We start from the raw sequence: 19856 nt of genomic DNA, 5'->3' as shown, positions 1-19856 counted from the left end.
AAATCTGTTTACTAACCTTAACTTATTGATATCACAAAGATAAAATCAAAAATATATCATATATATTTTTGATAATTATATAATTATAAAATTTAACTTAAGTATTTATAAAGTTAAAAACAAATTATACAACAACCTTTCAATCAATAAATAACTGGCTATATATTATTTAATGAATTGATTTACATAAGATATAGATTATATTTATAAACTATTTTAAAAAGTAATACCTATAATATCCTGTTAATCAAAATACAATGAATTTAAATAAGATTTTCTTATTATTTCTTTTCAATAAGAAAATGTTAAATTTTTAACACTCATTAAAACAACGAGTCAGAGACGCTGCTCCATTCTAAAAATCCATAGAGCACTTCGGAACGCACCTGACGGATCTGATCGTCATTCTCGCGCATGCCGGAATCTTAAAGCGCTTGCATTGCGATTATTCATAAGCTTCCCTTTTTCATTGGTATTCATGATCACTTCGTGGTTCCCAATCGAGTTGGGAATAACCTCACTATTCAACGGGTCAGAGACGCTGTTCCATTCTAAAATCCATAGAGCATTTCGGAACGCTACGAACGGATCTGATCGTCATTCTCATGCATACGGAAATCTTAAAGCGCTTGGATTACGATTATTCATAAGCTTTCCTTTTTTCATTGGTATTCATGATCACTTCGTGGTTCCCAAGCTAGTTGGGAATGAAGACCTCACTATTCAACGGTTCAGAGACACTGTTCCATTCCCTAATCCATAGCGCCCTTAGGAACGCCATAGGCAGTTTGATTTTACTTTTGAATAATGATTTCAGTGGTATGATCTTTTGATAGTGAAAATTCATATCCTCCCCTTTTCTCCGTGCCCTTGCTTTTTACTGAATAAACAGCAGTTCCATTAACCTTTGCAGGTTGCGACAACCTCAATAAGGCATTAGGCATATACTCATTTGCTTTTGTAAGTTTTAGGCGAATCTCACCATTAGTGGTATCGTAAACCACTTCATCAATGGTTCCGGCATCAAGACTGATCCAAAGCCCTGCAGGTGCAATATAAACGGATGATTTTGCCGCCGTAGTCAATTTAACATTAATCATATTGCCGGTTTTATTCAGATTGCCACCAAAAGCCAACCAGCCAAATTCAGGATGCTGTAAAATGTAAGTAGCCGTGTTAACCGCATAGCCAAAAAACCCAGATCCATAATCACCAGTAATCCCGTCATTTTTTAGGGTTGATGGATAAGCATGAAATGCCGCAGGCGCAAAACCTTCCCGAGTGATGTTAGATATTCCACCTAATAGGCCGCCATAACCCGCACGTAAAAGATAAAAATCGCCAGGATTTTTACGATAATCCATTAAAACGGGAATGGCGTTGAGCGCCGAACCATAATGATGGATCATCCTTTCTATACGCGAAAGTTTACCACCATAAAGAAAATCCCAATACCTCCGGGCATTACCGTTGTAAGCCCAATGCGGTATCACAGGCATATAAGCCAGAATGGCATCAAGCGTAACATCTGCTTTATCCTGGTAACCAAAATAACTCGACCATACATAAACTTCTTCTTGACCTGTAGAATCCCAGGGCATCTCACTACCAAATGGGTATTGTAAAGATCGCCAGTGATTTGCCCGCTTTTTCATTTCATTTTCTAACCGTGTTGCCTCCAAGGTTAGCCCTTCATTTTTGAGGTCGTTCAAGATAAGATAAAATACCGTACCCTCCATTTGACCGAATTCCGAGTAATAAGGCGCAATATTGACCATGGCCATACCCGTTTCAGCAGCATCAATAAGGTGTTGCTTCCAGCTCTGCTCGTCTAAAAGCCCGCTATAATTACGGGCAAGTCGGTACATTACCCAATGAGCCGCAGCAACATGTGGGTAATTATAAGACCGGCCAAGGTTATCCGCTTCTTTTTTAGGCCATGCAGACCAAACTTTAAAGTTAATGTTCGCATCATAAGTGTCCTTAGGAAGAGAATCTGGCGCATAATAAAATAAACTCTTTTTTACACCATATTTCTGAGGTCCGCTTTTAAGCTGTATCCTCCCAAACATAACGCTATCCACAAATTGTTTTAATTTATCTACTTCTTCTTTTTTAGGGTTCACCAACTGTTTCATCATGGCGCCCAACCACGAACCTGCACCGCCTTCATCGCTCAAACCTGAAATCCAGGCCCGGTTATCTTGAACTACTTGCTGCTGTTTTTCATTATCGTAGGTAATCACGGCAGGGCTTCTTTTAAAAATAGGATCGGGCTGGTTAAACCATTGCTTAGTTGTCAAAAAGGTACCGTAATTCGCAATGACATCGCGCTCGGCATCAATTACTTTATAATTTATGGTTTGCTCCAAACCATCTTCATAAGTAATCGATAATCTGACCCTTCCCCAGGTATTACCCGTTACCATATAACTTTTCCAACCGTTTTTAGTTGAGGCTGATGCGACAATTTTTAATGCATTTTTGGGCTGAACCTGAATAGCTTTGATCTTTTTAGGGTAATTAATAAATAATCTACCATCTACATCTTTAGGCAGCACGTAACCCGGAACGGATATGGCTACCGGTCTATTATTTTCAATCAGTTTGTTTTCAATGTCTTTTGCTGTACCTGAAAGAATAAACTGAAGACCATAACTCTGGCTTTCGCCTGGCTTTAACACGGTTGAAGTTGGCGTATTCCATTGTTCTGCATTCTTCCATTCGTTCTCTGCATAGGCTTTACTATACACCATCCATTCGTAAAAACCTTCAAAAGCAATTCCTCTTGGTGTCCGATCGTCGTTAAGCGGATTGTAAGCTTCAAATGGCGTATGACCTAAAGGAGCAACAAGTAATGAAGGTGCATGTCCGCTTAAGCGGGTAACTTGTAAATAACCGGCATCTTTTCCAATATATGGATCATAAAATACATTCTTGGCATGGGTTTGCTCCAATGTACGCCCTTCTAAAATATTATCAAAGATCATTGGGATGCCAAGCGCACCAATTTCTACATTTTTGTCGCTTTTGTTTTTAAGCTCAAAGCGTAGCACCAGTTTTCCATTAACCATTTCCCAGATGCGTTTTACCTGTAGCGGGATATCAGCCGGAAGTGTTGCCGCTAAATCAGCAGCAGCGAGGATGTTTTTACCTACCACGATACTCTTTACAGGGCTTCGCTTCGCTGCTGTACTGTAGCTTTTCCATGCTTCTTCGCTAGTATAGCGTAATTTTAAATTGATATCACCCAGGTGGTATAAGCCATCAGAACTACGTACTTTTAAACTATCGCTGGGTACAAAATCAAAATCTTTAATCAATTTAGGTTGAAGACTTGCCACAGTTTGAGACGATTTAACGAGTTTTAGATTAAATGCCCCAGCATTATAGGTTGACAAACCATTTCCCAGACCCAAAGTAGATGGTTTTTTACCTAAGGCAATCCATGGCGATTGGGCATGAATCACTTCAACATTTATTAGCATTAAAATTAAGCAAAATATTGCTTTACAGATTGATATAGAGAAGATACTTTTTTTATTTGGTTCGATAATCATAACGACAAAGCGGATTTATGAATGTTAGTTAAACCAAAAATAAAATTTAAAAGGTAAAGTGTGCACGGAAGCTAGAAATAGCGCAAAATTGGTAAAGAATTGGTGTATTTACAAGAAGTTTGGCGTGAAGCGGTAAGCTGCATGACCATACAAATGGTATCAAACCATTTAAGCTTATATTTGTAAGTAATGGGATCTTCTGCAAGTTACCGCTGGCAGGATCTAATAGTAACAATAGCATCTGATTTCGCGCATGTGAGGACCACGACGGCTCAGCGAAGCTAACTTTAACGCGCTTGCATTAAGATCCCGATCAAGTTGGGAATGACGATTCATTGTACAATATCACCTACTTAAAATTCATCTTTCAATCCTGTTAATTTTTATACAACAAATTTTTTCTACCATTTACAGATTTTTAGTAAGATAGGGTCGTTACTGCTGATAACAATTAGGAAATTTACTGGACTTGCTACTTTAAACAAGCGGTTTTGTTCAGGCAAATTTTAAATTGGCTTACATTTTTCTTTCAACCACATAACTTCTTCTTCTGACAACATGTGTTGAAGCTTTTCGAACACCATTTGATTGTATTGATTTAGCCATTCGATCTGATCTGCTGCTAAAAGTGTTTTATTGATAATAGTGGTATCGATAAAACATAAAGTCAAAGTTTCGAAAGTGAGAAAACCGCCAAATTCACTATTTCCTTTAGATACGCATAAGACCAGGTTTTCAATACGCACACCGTGTTTTCCCGGGCGATAAATTCCAGGTTCTATGGAGGTTACCATACCTGTTTTAAAGACTACATCTACATTAGCCGGACTAATATTCTGGGGGCCTTCATGTACATTCAGAAAAAATCCAATACCATGCCCGGTTCCATGACCAAAATTGATAGCATGTTCCCATAAAGGTTTTCTACAGATGGAATCGATTTGATAACCTTTTGTACCTTCTGGAAAAATTAATTTAGAACCTTCTATCAAACCTTTTAGCACTAAAGTGTAATCATCAGCCTGAATTGAGGAACAGTTACCAATGGGCATTACCCTGGTAACATCGGTTGTACCGTACAAATATTGCCCTCCTGAATCTACAAGAAACAAACCATCACCTAAAATATCCTGATTGCTCTCGTTTGTTACACTGTAATGTGGCAATGCACCATTTGCGTTATAACCTGCTATCGTATTAAAACTCAAACCCACAAAAGATTCTTGTTCCGCCCTAAACGAAGCCAATTTTTCTGCTGCAGACCATTCTGTAATCTTTTCATTACCTAAACGATCTTCCATCCATTTAAAGAACCTGGTTAAAGCTATGCCGTCATGCAGCATCGCTTTTCTGATATGATTAATTTCGGTATTGTTCTTTAAACTTTTTAAATGTGTACTCGGGTTAATACCTGAAATTATTTTAGAACTTTTTGGCAAACATTCAAACAAACCGAAACAGGTACGTTTTGGATCGATAAAAATCTGTATATCTTTTGGTAGATTTTTTAGAGCAGTAGCCACTTCGGAGTAAGAATGCAGTGCTACACCCTGCTGATTTAAAGTATGGATATCCGTTTGCGACAGCTTTTGTTTTTCTATAAAGAGTTTCACCTCTTCAGGTGTTATTAAAGCAAAACCTAAAGTGACCGGATTATATTCTACATCCTTGCCCCTTAAATTAAACATCCAGGCAATGTCATCAAGTGACGAAATAAAATGATAATCCGCTTTATTTATTTTTAAAACTTTTCTTACCTCATTAACTTTAGCCGAAATGCTAAGCCCCGCAGCTTCTTCTTCAATTAAAAATGCGTTTTCAGCTGGTAGTCCTACCCTATCCTGCCAGATGGTGCTGATAAAATCAACATGGCGTATATCTATTTTACATTGGGCCAAAGTGTATTGCACCTCATGTGCCAGTGCCACTGTTATGAGTTCGTAATTAAAGCCAACCTTTGCTCCACTTGGAAGCACTTCGGATAGCCAACCGATATACTCCGGCGTATGGGGCACTTTCAGCTTAACCAACCCGTAACCAGTACCCATCAATTGTGATCCAGCCTGTGTAAAGTACCTAGAATCAGTCCACAAACCTGCAAAATCTTGAGTAATAACCAATGTACCGGCTGAACCAGTAAATCCGCAGGCAAACGGAATGGCCTTGTAATGTACCGGTAAATACTCGCTGATGTGTGGATCTGCGGAAGTAATGATATAAGCATCTACTTGTTCGGCAAGCATTAATTGTCGTAAGTCCTGCAATTTTTCGGCAAAAGTCATGTTTGATTTGTTTTAGCGAGCCAAATTTAAATATTACGCTGACATCTCAAAACAAGAATTATTATACCTGCGCTTCGATCATTTCTGAAGAACAGTGATTTGCGAATGATTTGAGTATTGAGCTTCATCCACTTTTGAGAAGCACCAAAATACAACGGAAAATCAAGCATAGCGGTCAATTGAAGGGGCTTTGATCACCTCATATGAATCTGCCATTTGAAAGCACCGTACATTAAAAACCATGGCTGATTCGCGCTCAGCCAATGCGTGAATACCCAATGTAAAACGTTTTTCAAAATGCCTTTTACAAGCCTTTTCATGACAAATTATTTCATAACGCTCTAAATTTTCTACAATCACATCAAGGACATACTTTGGCCATTGATTTTTAATCAGTTCTGGCAACCAGCTAAACTGTTGTCTGTTAATTAAAATACCCATTTTTTCAATAGCCATTGGGGGAATATCATCACCCACAATTTGAGTCCAGGTTCCTTCAACTTCGTTAATAATACCCAAAACCTTGCGTGCAGATAATACCAACCAGGGATCTTTCATACCGGCACGTATCAACTGATATGGTACATCTTCTAAGAGTTCCTGTTCAAAAAGATAATCAAGTTGAATCATAAGCTATTTCAATTGCTTGTAGGCAGGTTATTAAGTCGTATCAGTTTATCGATGGTACCGGCGAAACGTTTCATCGAGATCGGTTTCCCCAAATAACATTCAAAGTCAGCATCTATTTCCCTCACTTCATTTTCAAGATGGGAAGATGCGTAAATTATAAACCTTGCCTTGGAGCGTAGATGCCGAGACAATTCTGTTCCTTTCATTCCATCCATATCAATATCTAAAAAAAGAAAATCGATTTGATCGCTGGCACTAATTGTATTTAATGCTTCAATGGGATTTTTAAAGGTGTTGGATAACTTCAAAAAACGAATGTCTTCAATATATTCGTGAAGTACATCAATGGCGTGCTGTTCATCATCAACAATTGCACAATTGTAATACATAAGCATTTAGATAGGTTACACCAAACTTAACATATCTTAACCCTAATCTATATAGAAAGACAAAAATAGGGTAAAATTACGGTAATAACCCACATACTAATTAGACGTTTTTATAACGTATATATTTAAAAAGGTCTAAACGAGTTATTTAGTGAAACCAGATCGTCGATTTCGATACTTATAGATATACTTCCTCAATATGCTACATACTGCTCTTCAAAACTCCCATCTTCATATAAGTCGATCAAACCATAACCAGGTGCGGTTTCTCTTCTGTTACCCTCCCACCATGCGCCAGATACCGCGCCATTGCAAAGATAGGTCACATTGTTATACACTACTTGATCACGCATGTGCAAATGACCACTTAAACACAATTTAACATTAGGATGCGCGTAAAAAAGATTAATAATTTTAGCAGTATCGGTATGCATATCACCACCCAGCATGGTCCATCTGTTTACAATATTATCTTCTATCATCAATAATGCAGTTAGGATTGGAATGTGCGACATCACCATCACAGGCATCATTTTAGGGGTGTTGTCCAATTCATTTTTTAGCCAGCTGAATTGCTCATCTCCCAATTTGCCAATGTACCAGGTACTGTCGATATCCAAATGAGTACTGTCCAGCACGATGATTTTCCAGCCACTCTTTATCAGGCTATAATAAGGTTTAACCAAGCCCAATTTACCCATTGCATATTTTTTTCCATAAAATACATCGCCTTTGCTATCCTCATTCCACCAGATATCGTGGTTACCCAGACAATAACGTACAGGAACGCTGCATTCGTTTTTTATGGTTTCCTGTACCAGTTTCCATTGATCGTTAATGGCACTAATATTTTCTTTGTTCATATCGAAAACAATATCGCCACCATTTAAAATCAGATCTACTTTTGGCGATTGTGCCTGTAAATGATGCAAACATTTTGCAAATCGTACTGGTGCATTAAATTGGTTTTTCAGGTGTACATCGGTAATGTGTGCTATCCTTAAAACAGGCTTTTTCTCAAGAGGTAACGAAACTTGCGATAATGTTGGTACCAAAAAAAGGCCACCGATATTTTTAATTGCAGATCTTCTTTCCATCAAGTGTTTCTCTATTAATTTAAGTTATATGTTAGGAAAAAGCGGTGCTGTAATAGGTACAGGCACCGCGATATGACATATTAATCTTATTTTAGTTATCTAGCCTTTGCCAATCGACAAGCTTGAATAATTTTATGGAAAATTTGATGATTAGGATAAACACCATTGAAATTTTGTGCACCTGGGCCATATGCGAAAACCGGCACCATGATCCCTGTATGGTCGTTGGTGCTAAACTCACCCCTCACCAATCCTTTTTTAGCATCGCCATCCAAAAGCGTTAATCCACCTGTTTCATGATCTGCAGTTACGATAACCAAAGTTTCCCCATCCTGATCAGCAAAGCGCAGTGCTTCGGCGACGGTTCGGTCGAAATCGTGCAATTCGGTAACCAAATAAGGCAGATCGTTGGTATGACCACCATAATCAATCTGCGCACCTTCGGCCATAATGAAGAAACCGGGTTTGTTTTTCGATAAAATCTGGATGGTATGTGATAAGGATTTTTTAAGCATATCACCGCGGCCCTTTAATACTGACCGGGTGGCCGAATCATCCAACAAAACCAGTTGTTTACCATTGTGCTGTTTTTCAAAATCGGTTAAATTGTTGGTTACCTGAAAACTTTTAGTTTTTAGATCTGCCAAAAGCATGCTGTTTTTGTTCTGCCCGAAAGCTTTGCGGTTAGAACCGACTAAAACTTCAGCCTTGCTGTTTAACAGATCATTTGCGATTGCATCATTGTAAGAACGATCAAGCTGATGCGCATAAAATACGGCTGGTGTAGCATCGGTCAGGTCGCCTACGGTGATGATACCACTTTTAATACCGAAGATGGATAAACTATCAACCAAATTGGTTTTTTTCTGATCATCAGGCCCCATTCCGATATAACGGTTATTGGTTTTATAACCAATGGCCATCGCACTACCTCCCGCAGCCGAATCTGTATTTCCCGCATCAGCAGCAGCGGTTTCAGAAAAGCCAATGTAATGGAACCTGGCCATGTTCAGATCGCCATGATTGGCAATCAAACCGGCGTGGATGGCAGCCAGTCCCATCCCATCGCCAATTAACAAAATGACTTTTTTTGGGGCCTTGTTTTGTCCGTCACTTTTGTAAGTGGGTGTATAAGGTGTATACGGTTTGAGATTGGTATAACTCAATTTATCCTGATGAAGATAAAAATCGCTCAGTTTAGTTGGTTGATCCGTGTTGATCCAATCTGCACCAAGCCTTTCAAGCACTATCCAGGTATTCGGACTATCCTGTGAAGCCCAGAAACGGAAAGGCTTGCCTTTTTGATGCGCCTGTGTGATAATGGCTCTCATCCTGGCTTCATCCGTTTTAGTCGGGTTGCCCTTCCCATTCCATACGGTGTGATTTTTCAAATCATCGCTGATCATCGCCACCCTGGCCAATTGTGCATTGGTATAAATGGTTGACGGCCTGCCATCAAAAGATAATTTCTCATCATAATTTTTAAAATCAGCTGGTGCCGGCACATCGCCACTAATGACTACTTTAATCGCATTGGCATTCTTTTTTACGTCAAATACTTCGGCATAACCTTCCAGTTCTTTTAACAATACGGGGAGCACATGCTGGTAATCTTCCTTTACATCAACCACCAACTGCAGTTTTAGGGCTGCATTGGTGTAAGGATGATTCCCTTTTGCTTTAAAAAACCGGGCTAGCGGATCGAGGTATACTTTTTTAAGTGTAAAATCTGGTTTAATTTCTGAAGCTTCATGTGCGACATACAATTCACCATCTTTTAAAAACACATCGGCCTCAATAGATCCCATTTCGGCATAATATGCTGTAAGAAGCGGAATTTCCTGTTTATAATCATTGTGGCTATGTCCACGGTTTGCATTTAGCTTAACCTGAGCAGAAGCACCTTGCAGCCCCAGCATAAAAGCTAATGCTGCAAAGTTGATCCCTATTTTTTTTACCATCCTGGATTTTGTTTAATTACACCTGCACTGTTATCGATTTCTCTCTGTGGCACTGCCCAAACATCATGCACCTGTGGATTAAAAGTTCTTGCCGGCCAAATGACACTGCCATCATAATCATGTAATGGTTTAGCATAGGTAGCTTGCGCATCGCCCCATCTTACCAAATCGCGGTGACGATCTGCCCATTCTCCGGCAAGCTCATTACGGCGTTCGCGTTTAAGGTCATCCATAGTCATTCCTGTTTTAGCACCTAAACCTGCACGAAGCCTGATTTTATTCAATTCGGTATCGCCTGCTCCTGCACCGCTAACGTTAATTGCAGCTTCTGCTTTAATCAATAATACTTCGGCATAACGCATTAGTGGTACATTTAAGTCAGTTGTTCCGTTATCCCCGTTAGGGTTAACATGCGTTGGAATAGGGTTAGCGTAAGAAAAAGGCTCCATGTATTTTTTAAACTGGTAATTTGAAGTTGCACCACCATCTTTGGTAAAGCTACGTTCGGCACCAAAAAACATAAATTTATCGCCGGGCTTCAAAATAGTCGCTTCACGGCGTTGATCGCCAGCTTCGTAAGAATCGTAAAGTTCTTTGGTTGGCAGGTAATAACCCCATCCATTATAAATACCCCACGCTTTGTTGGTTAACATTACACCAGGCAGCTTGCTTCCCCAGCCCGTTCCGCCACCGCTTGGTGTACAAACCACCGACCAGATATATTCTTTAGACCAATTGTTTGAAGCCTTAAAAACATCGGCAAAACCTGTATTAATTAAATCATGCTGCCCGGAGTTGATAACCATATCTGCATATTTAGCGGCGTTGGCATAATCCTTCTTAAACAGATATACCTTAGATAAGTACGCCCACGCTGCTGTTTTATGTGCCTTACCATAATCAGCAGGTTTCATCGCTGAAAAAAACGGAAGGTTATCTGCAGCTTTTAACAGAAGCGAAATAATATAATCATAATTTTCATTTACATTGCTAGCGCGTGGGATTGGCTGCGATGCATCTGTTTCGGGCTTAACAATTGGAACGCCTGCTTTATCGTTACCATAGTTTGCTGCCAGCTGAAAATAAACCAAACCAGCATTAAAATAAGCGTCACCAATAATCTGTTTCTTTAAACTTTCATCCATATTAATGTTAGGCACATTGTTGATGATATCATTGGCCCGTTTAATAATGGCATAACGCATACTCCACTGCGTTTCGGTATAACCGCCTCCTACATAGGTACGGTTAAAGTTTTTAATGTTATCGGCCTCTGGCTTGTTACGGCCGGTAACCATGTCATCACTGGCATTGATAAACCAGAACATCCCACGACCGTAGAAATCTTCAGCATTGTAAAGTTCATACATTCCACCTTCGGCTTTCAGGGCGTCCTCTTTGGTTTTCCAGAAATTCTGTGCAGAAGGAGAACCTTCTGGTGTAATATCAAGCTGTTTTGTGCATGAAGAGAAAACAGCAAGGGCGGCGAATGCCAAATATTTTAAATTCTTTTTCATTGTTGTTGTGATTATAAATTTACGCTTAAACCAAGGATAAAACTTCTGGCTTGTGGATAACGACCAACATCTACTCCGTTGTTGTCCATTCCGATTTCAGGATCAAAGCCTGAATATTTAGTGATGGTGAAAAGATTGTTTGCCGTAGCATAAATTCTGACACCGCCTGTTTTTAGTTTATTAGCGATCGATTTTGGCAAACTATAACCCAAGGTTACGTTGCGGATACGCAGGTAAGAGCCATCTTCTATATAAAAATCAGAAGCAGCAAAGTTTCCGTTAGCATCACTGGTTGAAATAATCGGTACTTTACCACCTGGATTCTCTGGCGACCAGGCATCTAAAATGCCAACCAATTTGTTATATGAAGGTCCGGAAGCACTATAAGTAGTACGCTTTACAGCATTAAACAACTTGTTGCCCTGTACACCTTGTACAAAAATATTGAAATCGAAGTTTTTATAACTTGCATTGAAACTTAATCCGTAAGAGAAATCAGGATAGGCACTGCCTGCAAAATAACGGTCTTTGCTATCAATTGATCCATCGCCATTAATGTCTACGAATTTAAAATCACCCGCTTTTGCATTCGGCTGGATTTTCTGCCCTTTGGCATTTTTATAGTTATCGGCTTCTGCCTGGCTCTGAAAAATACCATCGGTTTTCAATACAAAATAACTATACAACGGCTGTCCTACCCTATTGGTAAGGGGGGCAACCTCGTTCCTAAAATTAGTAGATACCGTTTGGTTTTCTATACCAGGGATGAGTTCTTCTATCTTGTTGTTTATCTTAGTTAAAGTCGCATTTACCGAGTAGGTGAAGGCTGCATTTTTATCGCTGTTGTAAGTTAGGCCTAACTCAATACCTTTATCTTTCACTATACCGGCATTAATGGTTTGGATGTTTAAGCCAGCCGTTCCAGGCAGCGTTCTGTTTAAGATCATTTTATCAGTTTCTTTAATAAAATAATCAGCCACTACACTCAATCGGTTTAAAACCGTCAGGTCAAGCCCGATGTTGGTTTGTTTAGATTCAGCCCAGGTTAGGTTTCTGTTAGCCAAAACCGTCTGGATATAGCCGTTTTGTAAGGTTGGCGATTGTCCGAAATAACTTTGAGTAGGATTTAATAACGGATTGACTGCTGACGATGAAAGACTGCCCAGGTTTCCTAAAATGCCATAACTGCCTCTTAATTTAAACTCATTTAACCAGCGCATATCTTTCAAGAAATCTTCCTTACTCACTACCCAACCTGCAGAAACTGATCCGTAATTTCTGAATCGGTTTTCTTTGGCCAACATGGATGAACCATCACGGCGACCGATCAACGATAAAAGATACTTTTCGCCATAGTTATAATTTGCCCTGAAAAAAAGTGAAGAAAGTGCTTTTGCATCAAAGTAACTGGATGAAGGTTGAGGAACTGTTGCATTACCCAAATACCGGTATTGTTTCGATTCATCATCAAAACCTGTAGCCGAGGCATATAAGCCACTGCTTTTGGTTTTCTGAAATGTATAACCACCGGTAAATTCTAACTGGTGCTGCGCAAACGATGTTTTATAATTTAAAACCTGTTCTGCTAAGAAGTCTGTTGCTTTATCGCTTCTTTCTACCAAACTATTGCTTAGCACCGGTTTTCCAACCTCTGGCCTTTTTGGTGTAAAGCTTTTAAAGGCAGCGTCTGATTTGGTCACGCTTAAATTCAACCTGAAAGTTAAACCTTTAGCCAATTTAAGGTTAGCATAAGGATTGATCACTAAAACATTTACAGGGTTATTGATATCAATACGCATTAAATCGGCAACCGGGTTAACAATATCCCCGTAATCTCCTGCATATGACCCTGGCAAACCTGCAAAGCTCCCATCTGCATTATAGGGTGTGCCGTTGGTTGGATAATAAATGGCAGACAGTAAGGCGCCTGTATAATCACTGCTTGTATTGGCTCCGTTTCCATTGGTACTGCTGTACGAAAGATTTTCGCCCACTTTTAACCAATCAGTAACTTCGTGTTCGGTATTGATCCTGAAATTGTAACGTTTAGTTTTGGTATTTAAGACGATACCTTCTGCGTTACGGTAATTAAAACTGAGGTAGTAGTTAGACTTTTCGCTCCCACCGTTTATCGCTGCGTTGTAATCCTGTAATTGTCCAATTCTAAAAACCTCATCCATCCAGTTGGTGCGCGTAATCTGGCCGTCAGGATATTTTGCAGGGTCGAAAGCTGGTAGCAGGTTACTGCCACCATTTTTCGCGGCGGTTGCCGCTACCTGCGCACGTTGCTGTGCATTTAAAGGCTCTAACTTTTTCCAGGCACTCTGCTGGCCCAATTTAGCGTCGAAACTGATCTGCATTTTTCCGCTTTTGCCTTTTTTAGTGGTAATTAATACCACACCGCCAGAAGCTCTTGCTCCATAAATAGCTGCAGATGCATCTTTTAGTACCGATATCGATTCGATATCGTTAGGATTAAGCTGTGGTGTACCTGAAAATATCGAGCCATCGATTACATAAAGTACATTCTCACCATTGATACCGCCCGCGCCCCGGATATTGATGCGTGGTGCAGAAGTGGGATCGCCACCCTCATTGGTTACAATCACACCTGGCGATTTTCCGGCCAGTACCTCGCCAACACTGTTTAATGAGCGTGAAGAAAGTTTATCCAGGCCTACAATACTGATTGCCCCGGTTAAGGTCTCTTTTTTCTGCGTACCGTAACCTACAACCACTACATCAGCAAGTGTAGAGCGTTCTTCTTTCAAAACCATATTGATTACCTGCTCTTCGCCTACTTTTGCTTCCCTGGTCTGGTAACCGATCATAGAGAATGATAATACAGCATCTGCATCAACTGCAATGCGATAAGCACCATTTCCATCAGTAATGGTACCACTTTGCGTGCCCAATACTTTTACCGATACACCTGGAAGCGCCAAACCTGTGGTATCTCTTACTACCCCTGTAATAACCCGGTCTGGTTTATTCATTACGGCATTATTTAAAATCACGTATCCGCCTTTTTCCAGCACTTGTAACCCTAAACGATCTAACAGTGATCTTACAGGCTCGGTGGTAAAATCACCGCTTACCGACATATTTTTTTGTTGAAGCTGATCCGGATCGTATACAAAACTGAGTCCGGTACGGGACTCGATTTCTTTGATGATCTCGGTCATTTTACGGCCTTTATTTATGGTAAGGCTAACCTTGGTTTTTTCTAATTTTTGTGCCATACCTGCTGAAGCGAGGATAGAGCTGCAAAAAATGCAGAGAATGGTAAATGTTAAACATGAGTATTTCATGATCTTGTAAAGAGCTGGTGTCCTCTTAACGGAGGTTCTTTTCATTGCTTAATTTGTTTGATTTTTATTTTTGTAAAGCTTTATTTATACTGGCTTTTTTGCCAGGAAGAAGATTGCGGTACCCGGTCTGACCGATAACCGTACATAGTTCTATATCATATCCCTATTTCATCTGTATATATTAAATGTTTTATGATTTTTTGATGCGTTGAACCTAAGGTGATGAAGACTGCAGATAATATCCAGAATCTCTTCCGGCGATTGTTTGCTACTAAAAGAAGCAGTTGTTTTAAGCTTGCCCAAACTTTTATCGCTAAGCAAAATTTTAATGCTGTAAACATACCCGAGCTTAGCAATCACCTGATCAAGGCTTGTTCCATCAAAAGCAAATTCGATAAAAGCAGGTGCTTTGATTTTACGGATAGCTGCACGGCCGGCATTTTTATCATAAGTTAAAGATTCGTCCTTAACCAGCGTACCCAGGTTACCTTTTTGATTGCTGACCGCAACTTTACCCGTAACCACGGCAACCTCAAGCTGTTTACTGTCCTCATAAGATTTAACTTTGAAAGAGGTACCTAAAACTTTAATGTTTAACCCAACACTTGTACGCACGGTGAATGGTCTTTTCTCCTGATGGGATATATCAAAAAATGCTTCCCCCTCTTTTAGTTCAAGCTGACGGCTGTTTGAAGCAAATACTTTAGGGTAGCATAGTTTTGCCGAGGGCCCTAACAATACTACCGAACCATCGGGTAAAGTGATTCTTTTCTGTTGCTTACTTCCGGTAATTATGGTCAGCTGATTTTCAGATGAAACTTTGGTGTTCAGTTTCCAAATCGTGATGCCAATTGTGAGCATAAAAAATGTAGCAGCGGCAACGCTGATAAACGGAAGAAATTTCAATATTCTGCCAGTTTTAGGCTCGTTGCCCATGACAACCTGAAGTTGTGCAAACATTTGAGCGCCTATTCTTGCTTTACGGTAGGGCGGTACTATCCCATTTTTTGTATGGAGTGTAGTATACCATTCTTCAACCTTTTTTTGCTCTTGCGGACTCGCTTGCTGATCGAGATATTTCTGCAGCAATTCCTTTGCCTGTTCTTCTGTCATTTAAATACATGTCAGTTGAAAAGCGGATGGGTACTAACCAAAAATGTTATCTATAAATTAACTTTATGTTAAGCCAATTAGTGCAGCAATTAACAAAATATAGGAAAGACTTTTTTTCAAAAGTTTTAGTGCGGCAGAAATTTGGTTTTTCACCGTTTGCACAGAAACGTTCAGTTCTGCAGCGATTTCTTTGATGGATTTCTCCTGCTTTCTACTCATTGAGAATACCAACTGCATTTTTTCGGGCAGTAGCGCAATGGCATGATCAACTTCTGAATGAAGTTCTTTTAAAATTAGTTTATCATCAGCCGCTGCAGTATTTTGTTCATCCATCAAAGCTTTAAGCGCATTTTGGTGCTGTTCTTTAATGCTACCAGACTTGAAATAATTAATCACTTTATATTTTACAGCACCATATAGATAGGCACAAAGGCTTCCAGACAGCTTAATCGTTTTACGATTTTCCCAAAGTGAAATGAAAATTTCCTGGGTAATATCCTGTGCAAGAGCTTCATCACCCATTTTTTTCAGCGCAGCATCAAAAATAGCTGACCAATATAACCGGTAAATTTCCTTCATAGCCTGATGGCTTCCGCGCTGTAAAGAGGAGAGTAAAGTTTCGCTCAAGGGATGCTGCTTTTTTTCGAAGCAAAGCTACCAGCTCAATATTCCCTTATTATTAACAAATCTTAAAGAGAAAATTTATCCTGAATGAGGCAAAATGTCCAAGGAATTACTTTTACATTATAGCTATTTTGGTTCAGTTGAATTTATATACGCATACCTATAGGTCAAGCATTTAAATTAATGGTACGAGTGAAGGCACCTAAATTGTAGTTAGACATGCTTTCCATAAACAAGTAAAGGAAATTTACTTCCGCTTTCTTTCAGATAAGTACGCATGCCACAACAGCATGGTGGCAATAGTTCGATAAGGTTTAAATTGACTTACTTCGAACAATACTTCTTCTCTACTCACTGTTGCTGACAAGCCTTTTACTTTTTTTAGTGAGTTTACCGCAGCCAGATCTCCAATCGGGAAAACATCCTGATGGTGCAGCATAAAAATCAGATAAATATCTACCGTCCAATCACCGATCCCTTTGATTTTTTTGAGCTGACTTCTAATGGTCAGATCGTCCATTTCCTCCATTTCGCTCAAAGACAATGCTCCGCTAACTATGTTTTCGGCTAAATGACGAACATAAGCTGTTTTTTGCCGACTGAAATAACAATCTCTTAATTCCTGATCGGTGAGTAATAACAATCTTTCAGGCGTAACTTCCTGAATTTTTTCTTTCAATTTAGTCAATGCGGCCAAAGCCGAAGCCAGAGAAACCTGCTGTTCCAGAATAATATGCACCAATGATTCGAAAGTATTTGGCCGCGACCAAAAGGGTGGATGACCGTATTGATCTAAAATTAATTGAAATTCCGGGTGATCACTAGCTAATAAGTAACAAAGTTGATGATAGTTGGCCTGGTCAAGTTTTTCGAACATAAAAATAGATGTCTTCAAAGATAATGAGGTTACTTGAATATTATGAATCGCATAGTGATTTCGCTGGTGAAATACCAGAAGATAGATAAAATATAGTTTGCTTGCCATTTTATGCCATGCCGAATGCAACGAAGTATCATTTACCATAATATAGTCAAATATCCAAATCGATAGCCTGGATATGAAGCTCAAAAATCTATGCTTCGTTCCTGCAGAGAACCCCCTTCTTAGTTTGTAATGACGAAATAAGTCTTGAAAATCTTCCAATACCAGAAATACAACCATTTTAATCCCTTTTTAAGATGAGATGGTTACTTTTGCTGAATGCTCAAGATCGGAATTGCGGAAGACGACCCTAAAATTGCTGAACTTTTGAAATCGGCACTCGAAGAAAACGACTATCAGGTACTTACTGTAGCTAATGGGATTGATGCGCTGGATCTTTTTTTGAGTGGCAGTTTCAACCTCCTGATTATTGACGTGATGATGCCTGGTTTAAATGGCATTCAGCTTTGCAAACACCTTAGAGAAAAAGCGTTGCAAGCGCCAATCCTAATGCTTACGGCCATGGGTACCGTTGATGATAAAGTTACTGGTTTAGAAGCCGGTGCTGATGATTACCTTGTAAAACCCTTTCACCTGAAGGAACTTTTGGCCAGGGTTGCAGCACTTTTGCGCAGACAGCCACCTATTGAAACAAAAAAAGAGCATAAATTATACTTCGAAGACCTTATTCTGGATACCTACAGCAAAGAAGTAAGCCGCGCCGGTAAGCCAATCGAATTAAGCGCCAAAGAATTTATTCTACTTGAACTTTTTATGCGGAACCCCAAACGTTTGCTCTCGCGACAATTTATAGCAGAGCAAGCCTGGGACATCAATTTCGAAACTGGTACCAATGTAATTGACGTTTATGTCAATTTTCTGCGAAAAAAAATCGAAAAAGGTTTTGAACGGAAACTGATCCACACCAAGATTAATATGGGCTATATTTTGAAGTAAATGAAGATAAAAGACCGTATAGCACTATATTTTACCCTAATAAGCACTTCAATGCTCTTCGCAGTGCTCTGTACGGTATATTTTACTTTTATGAAATTTCTGGAGGCCGACTTTTTCGAACGCCTAACCGACCGTACAATGGTTACCGCTAAATTGTACCTCGAAGCCGATGAAATCAGTCGCGATGCACTGAACACAGTACGCCATAAATACCTTCAGAAGTTAAACAGCGAGGTCATTCGTATTTATGACGAAAAGAACAGGGCTACTTTCATCGGCGATACTGCCCAATATTGGACCCCTGCAACCATTGATCAGGTACGCAGAAAAGGTCGTTTAAAATATACGGATGGTCAGCGCCAGGTAGTTGGTATTTATTATAAAGATAATCAGGGCGACTTCGTCATTCTTGCTTCGGCCAACGACCAGGGCTCGCAAAACAAGCTCGACAAACTGTTGAAAATTATGATTTTTATCTTCATCCTGATTTCGATTGTGATATTATTACTAAGCAGATGGGTTGCACAGAAAATGCTGAAACCGCTGCAAAAATTTATGCTCGAAGTAAAACAGGCCGGTGCTCAAAACATGGGATTTAGGGTAGAAGAAAATAACAACAAAGACGAAATTAACCTCATTGCCCAAAGTTTTAACCATTTGATGGAAGAGCTTGAACAGGCTTTCATACTACAGAAAACCTTTGTAGCCAATGCTTCGCATGAACTTAGAACACCAGTTACCAGGATCATGATGAACGCTGAACTTTCGCTGTCAAAAAATAGAGATCAGGCTGCCTACCAAAATGCAATCGCTTCAATGCTTGAGGATGCCGAAAAAATGGAACATACCATCACTGGTTTAGTAGCCCTCGCAAAAATGGACCTTGACCTGATCAATTCGAAATTGTCTCCGATCAAACTTGATGATCTTCTTTCTAAAATCCAAACCGGATGGAAAACGCAAAAAGACCTTGATGTTAAAATTACTTATGAAAAATCCATCGATCCAAAACCCGAAGTACTGGCCAATGACACTTTGATACAGATTGCGCTGAATAATATCATTTCTAATGCTTTTAAATTTTCCAATAATCAAGAAGTAAATATATTTGTTGAATCTATTAAAAATCAATTGTTGATCCATGTCACCGATTATGGACCGGGGATCTCACCTGCAAATCAAGCGGATATTTTTAAGCCTTTTTACACGCGTGCACAAGAGAAGGGCCATAGTGGTGAAGGAATGGGGCTTTACATGGCCAAAAAAATAATCGATCTGCTTAAAGGTGAGATTACCCTTAGCATCCCAGAAAAAGGGGGCTGCATTTTTTCGGTGAAGTTGAGAAAACTTTCGTAATTACTTTTCTTCTTCCATAAAAAGTCGTCCTCTCGACCGAAACGAAGTGGAGCGCCCGCCTGTGCGGAAAGGCCTGCACGTACAGGCGGGGAGAGATCTACCTCGAGACAGATTTCTCGACTACGTTGCGCTCCGCT

At 39.6% G+C, this 19856-nt stretch carries 13 protein-coding genes; 2 read left to right on the top strand and 11 right to left on the bottom strand.

Annotated features, from left to right (window positions below; all coding sequences use genetic code 11):
* Positions 1-794 precede the first annotated feature (794 nt).
* The 11 genes from PGN18_RS17880 to PGN18_RS17830 form a co-directional block, all read right to left on the bottom strand.
* Positions 795-3488 carry a DUF5695 domain-containing protein gene (locus tag PGN18_RS17880; RefSeq protein ID WP_335320962.1) on the bottom strand — a complete coding sequence of 898 codons (2694 nt, stop codon included), beginning with the start codon at positions 3486-3488 and terminating at the stop codon, positions 795-797.
* A gap of 578 nt (positions 3489-4066) precedes the next feature.
* Complete coding sequence (locus PGN18_RS17875) at positions 4067-5842, bottom strand: aminopeptidase P family protein (RefSeq protein ID WP_335320961.1); 1776 nt, start codon at positions 5840-5842, stop codon at positions 4067-4069.
* Positions 5843-6004: 162 nt separating this feature from the next.
* Positions 6005-6472, bottom strand: coding sequence for a hypothetical protein (locus tag PGN18_RS17870; RefSeq protein ID WP_335320960.1), 468 nt, complete (start codon positions 6470-6472; stop codon positions 6005-6007).
* Positions 6473-6480: 8 nt separating this feature from the next.
* The gene (locus PGN18_RS17865; protein WP_335320959.1) at positions 6481-6861 is read right to left on the bottom strand and encodes a LytR/AlgR family response regulator transcription factor; all 381 of its coding nucleotides are present in this window, start codon (positions 6859-6861) and stop codon (positions 6481-6483) included.
* A gap of 194 nt (positions 6862-7055) precedes the next feature.
* Positions 7056-7958 carry a metallophosphoesterase family protein gene (locus PGN18_RS17860; RefSeq protein ID WP_335320958.1) on the bottom strand — a complete coding sequence of 301 codons (903 nt, stop codon included), beginning with the start codon at positions 7956-7958 and terminating at the stop codon, positions 7056-7058.
* A 95-nt stretch (positions 7959-8053) separates the two neighbouring features.
* Positions 8054-9919: an alkaline phosphatase gene (locus PGN18_RS17855; RefSeq protein WP_335320957.1), complete on the bottom strand. Its 1866-nt coding sequence runs from the start codon at positions 9917-9919 to the stop codon at positions 8054-8056.
* On the bottom strand, positions 9913-11436 hold the full coding sequence (locus tag PGN18_RS17850; protein ID WP_335320956.1) for a RagB/SusD family nutrient uptake outer membrane protein: 1524 nt from the start codon (positions 11434-11436) through the stop codon (positions 9913-9915). Before PGN18_RS17850 ends, PGN18_RS17855 begins: the two co-directional genes overlap by 7 nt.
* An 11-nt stretch (positions 11437-11447) precedes the next feature.
* Positions 11448-14792, bottom strand: a complete 3345-nt coding sequence (locus tag PGN18_RS17845; protein ID WP_335320955.1) for a SusC/RagA family TonB-linked outer membrane protein — start codon at positions 14790-14792, stop codon at positions 11448-11450.
* Between the two features lie 123 nt (positions 14793-14915).
* Positions 14916-15860 (bottom strand): FecR family protein, encoded by a 945-nt coding sequence (locus PGN18_RS17840; protein WP_335320954.1) that lies wholly within the window; start codon positions 15858-15860, stop codon positions 14916-14918.
* 63 nt (positions 15861-15923) lie between these two features.
* The gene (locus PGN18_RS17835; protein WP_335320953.1) at positions 15924-16487 is read right to left on the bottom strand and encodes an RNA polymerase sigma-70 factor; all 564 of its coding nucleotides are present in this window, start codon (positions 16485-16487) and stop codon (positions 15924-15926) included.
* Positions 16488-16731: 244 nt separating this feature from the next.
* Entirely contained in the window at positions 16732-17361 is a 630-nt protein-coding gene (locus tag PGN18_RS17830) for a DNA-3-methyladenine glycosylase family protein (protein ID WP_335320952.1), read from the bottom strand.
* A gap of 324 nt (positions 17362-17685) precedes the next feature.
* On the opposite strand from PGN18_RS17830, the gene PGN18_RS17825 reads away from it, so the two are divergent.
* Both PGN18_RS17825 and PGN18_RS17820 read left to right on the top strand, forming a co-directional pair.
* Positions 17686-18363 carry a response regulator transcription factor gene (locus PGN18_RS17825; RefSeq protein WP_335320951.1) on the top strand — a complete coding sequence of 226 codons (678 nt, stop codon included), beginning with the start codon at positions 17686-17688 and terminating at the stop codon, positions 18361-18363.
* On the top strand, positions 18364-19719 hold the full coding sequence (locus tag PGN18_RS17820; RefSeq protein ID WP_335320950.1) for a sensor histidine kinase: 1356 nt from the start codon (positions 18364-18366) through the stop codon (positions 19717-19719).
* Positions 19720-19856: the final 137 nt, after the last annotated feature.

The sequence above is a fragment of the Pedobacter terrae genome (assembly GCF_036946585.1).
Classification (GTDB): Bacteria; Bacteroidota; Bacteroidia; order Sphingobacteriales; family Sphingobacteriaceae; genus Pedobacter; species Pedobacter terrae_C.
Note: the sequence above shows the minus strand (reverse complement) of the source record. Positions and strands in the feature narration are given on the sequence as shown.

Coding starts and splice junctions, on each gene's coding strand:
- PGN18_RS17820 (WP_335320950.1), top strand. CDS start 18,364: ATGAAGATAAAAGACCGTATAGCACTATATTTTACCCTAATAAGCACT.
- PGN18_RS17830 (WP_335320952.1), bottom strand. CDS start 17,361: ATGTTCGAAAAACTTGACCAGGCCAACTATCATCAACTTTGTTACTTA.
- PGN18_RS17875 (WP_335320961.1), bottom strand. CDS start 5,842: ATGACTTTTGCCGAAAAATTGCAGGACTTACGACAATTAATGCTTGCC.
- PGN18_RS17850 (WP_335320956.1), bottom strand. CDS start 11,436: ATGAAAAAGAATTTAAAATATTTGGCATTCGCCGCCCTTGCTGTTTTC.
- PGN18_RS17870 (WP_335320960.1), bottom strand. CDS start 6,472: ATGATTCAACTTGATTATCTTTTTGAACAGGAACTCTTAGAAGATGTA.
- PGN18_RS17855 (WP_335320957.1), bottom strand. CDS start 9,919: ATGGTAAAAAAAATAGGGATCAACTTTGCAGCATTAGCTTTTATGCTG.
- PGN18_RS17845 (WP_335320955.1), bottom strand. CDS start 14,792: ATGAAAAGAACCTCCGTTAAGAGGACACCAGCTCTTTACAAGATCATG.
- PGN18_RS17880 (WP_335320962.1), bottom strand. CDS start 3,488: ATGCTAATAAATGTTGAAGTGATTCATGCCCAATCGCCATGGATTGCC.
- PGN18_RS17865 (WP_335320959.1), bottom strand. CDS start 6,861: ATGTATTACAATTGTGCAATTGTTGATGATGAACAGCACGCCATTGAT.
- PGN18_RS17825 (WP_335320951.1), top strand. CDS start 17,686: ATGCTCAAGATCGGAATTGCGGAAGACGACCCTAAAATTGCTGAACTT.
- PGN18_RS17840 (WP_335320954.1), bottom strand. CDS start 15,860: ATGACAGAAGAACAGGCAAAGGAATTGCTGCAGAAATATCTCGATCAG.
- PGN18_RS17860 (WP_335320958.1), bottom strand. CDS start 7,958: ATGGAAAGAAGATCTGCAATTAAAAATATCGGTGGCCTTTTTTTGGTA.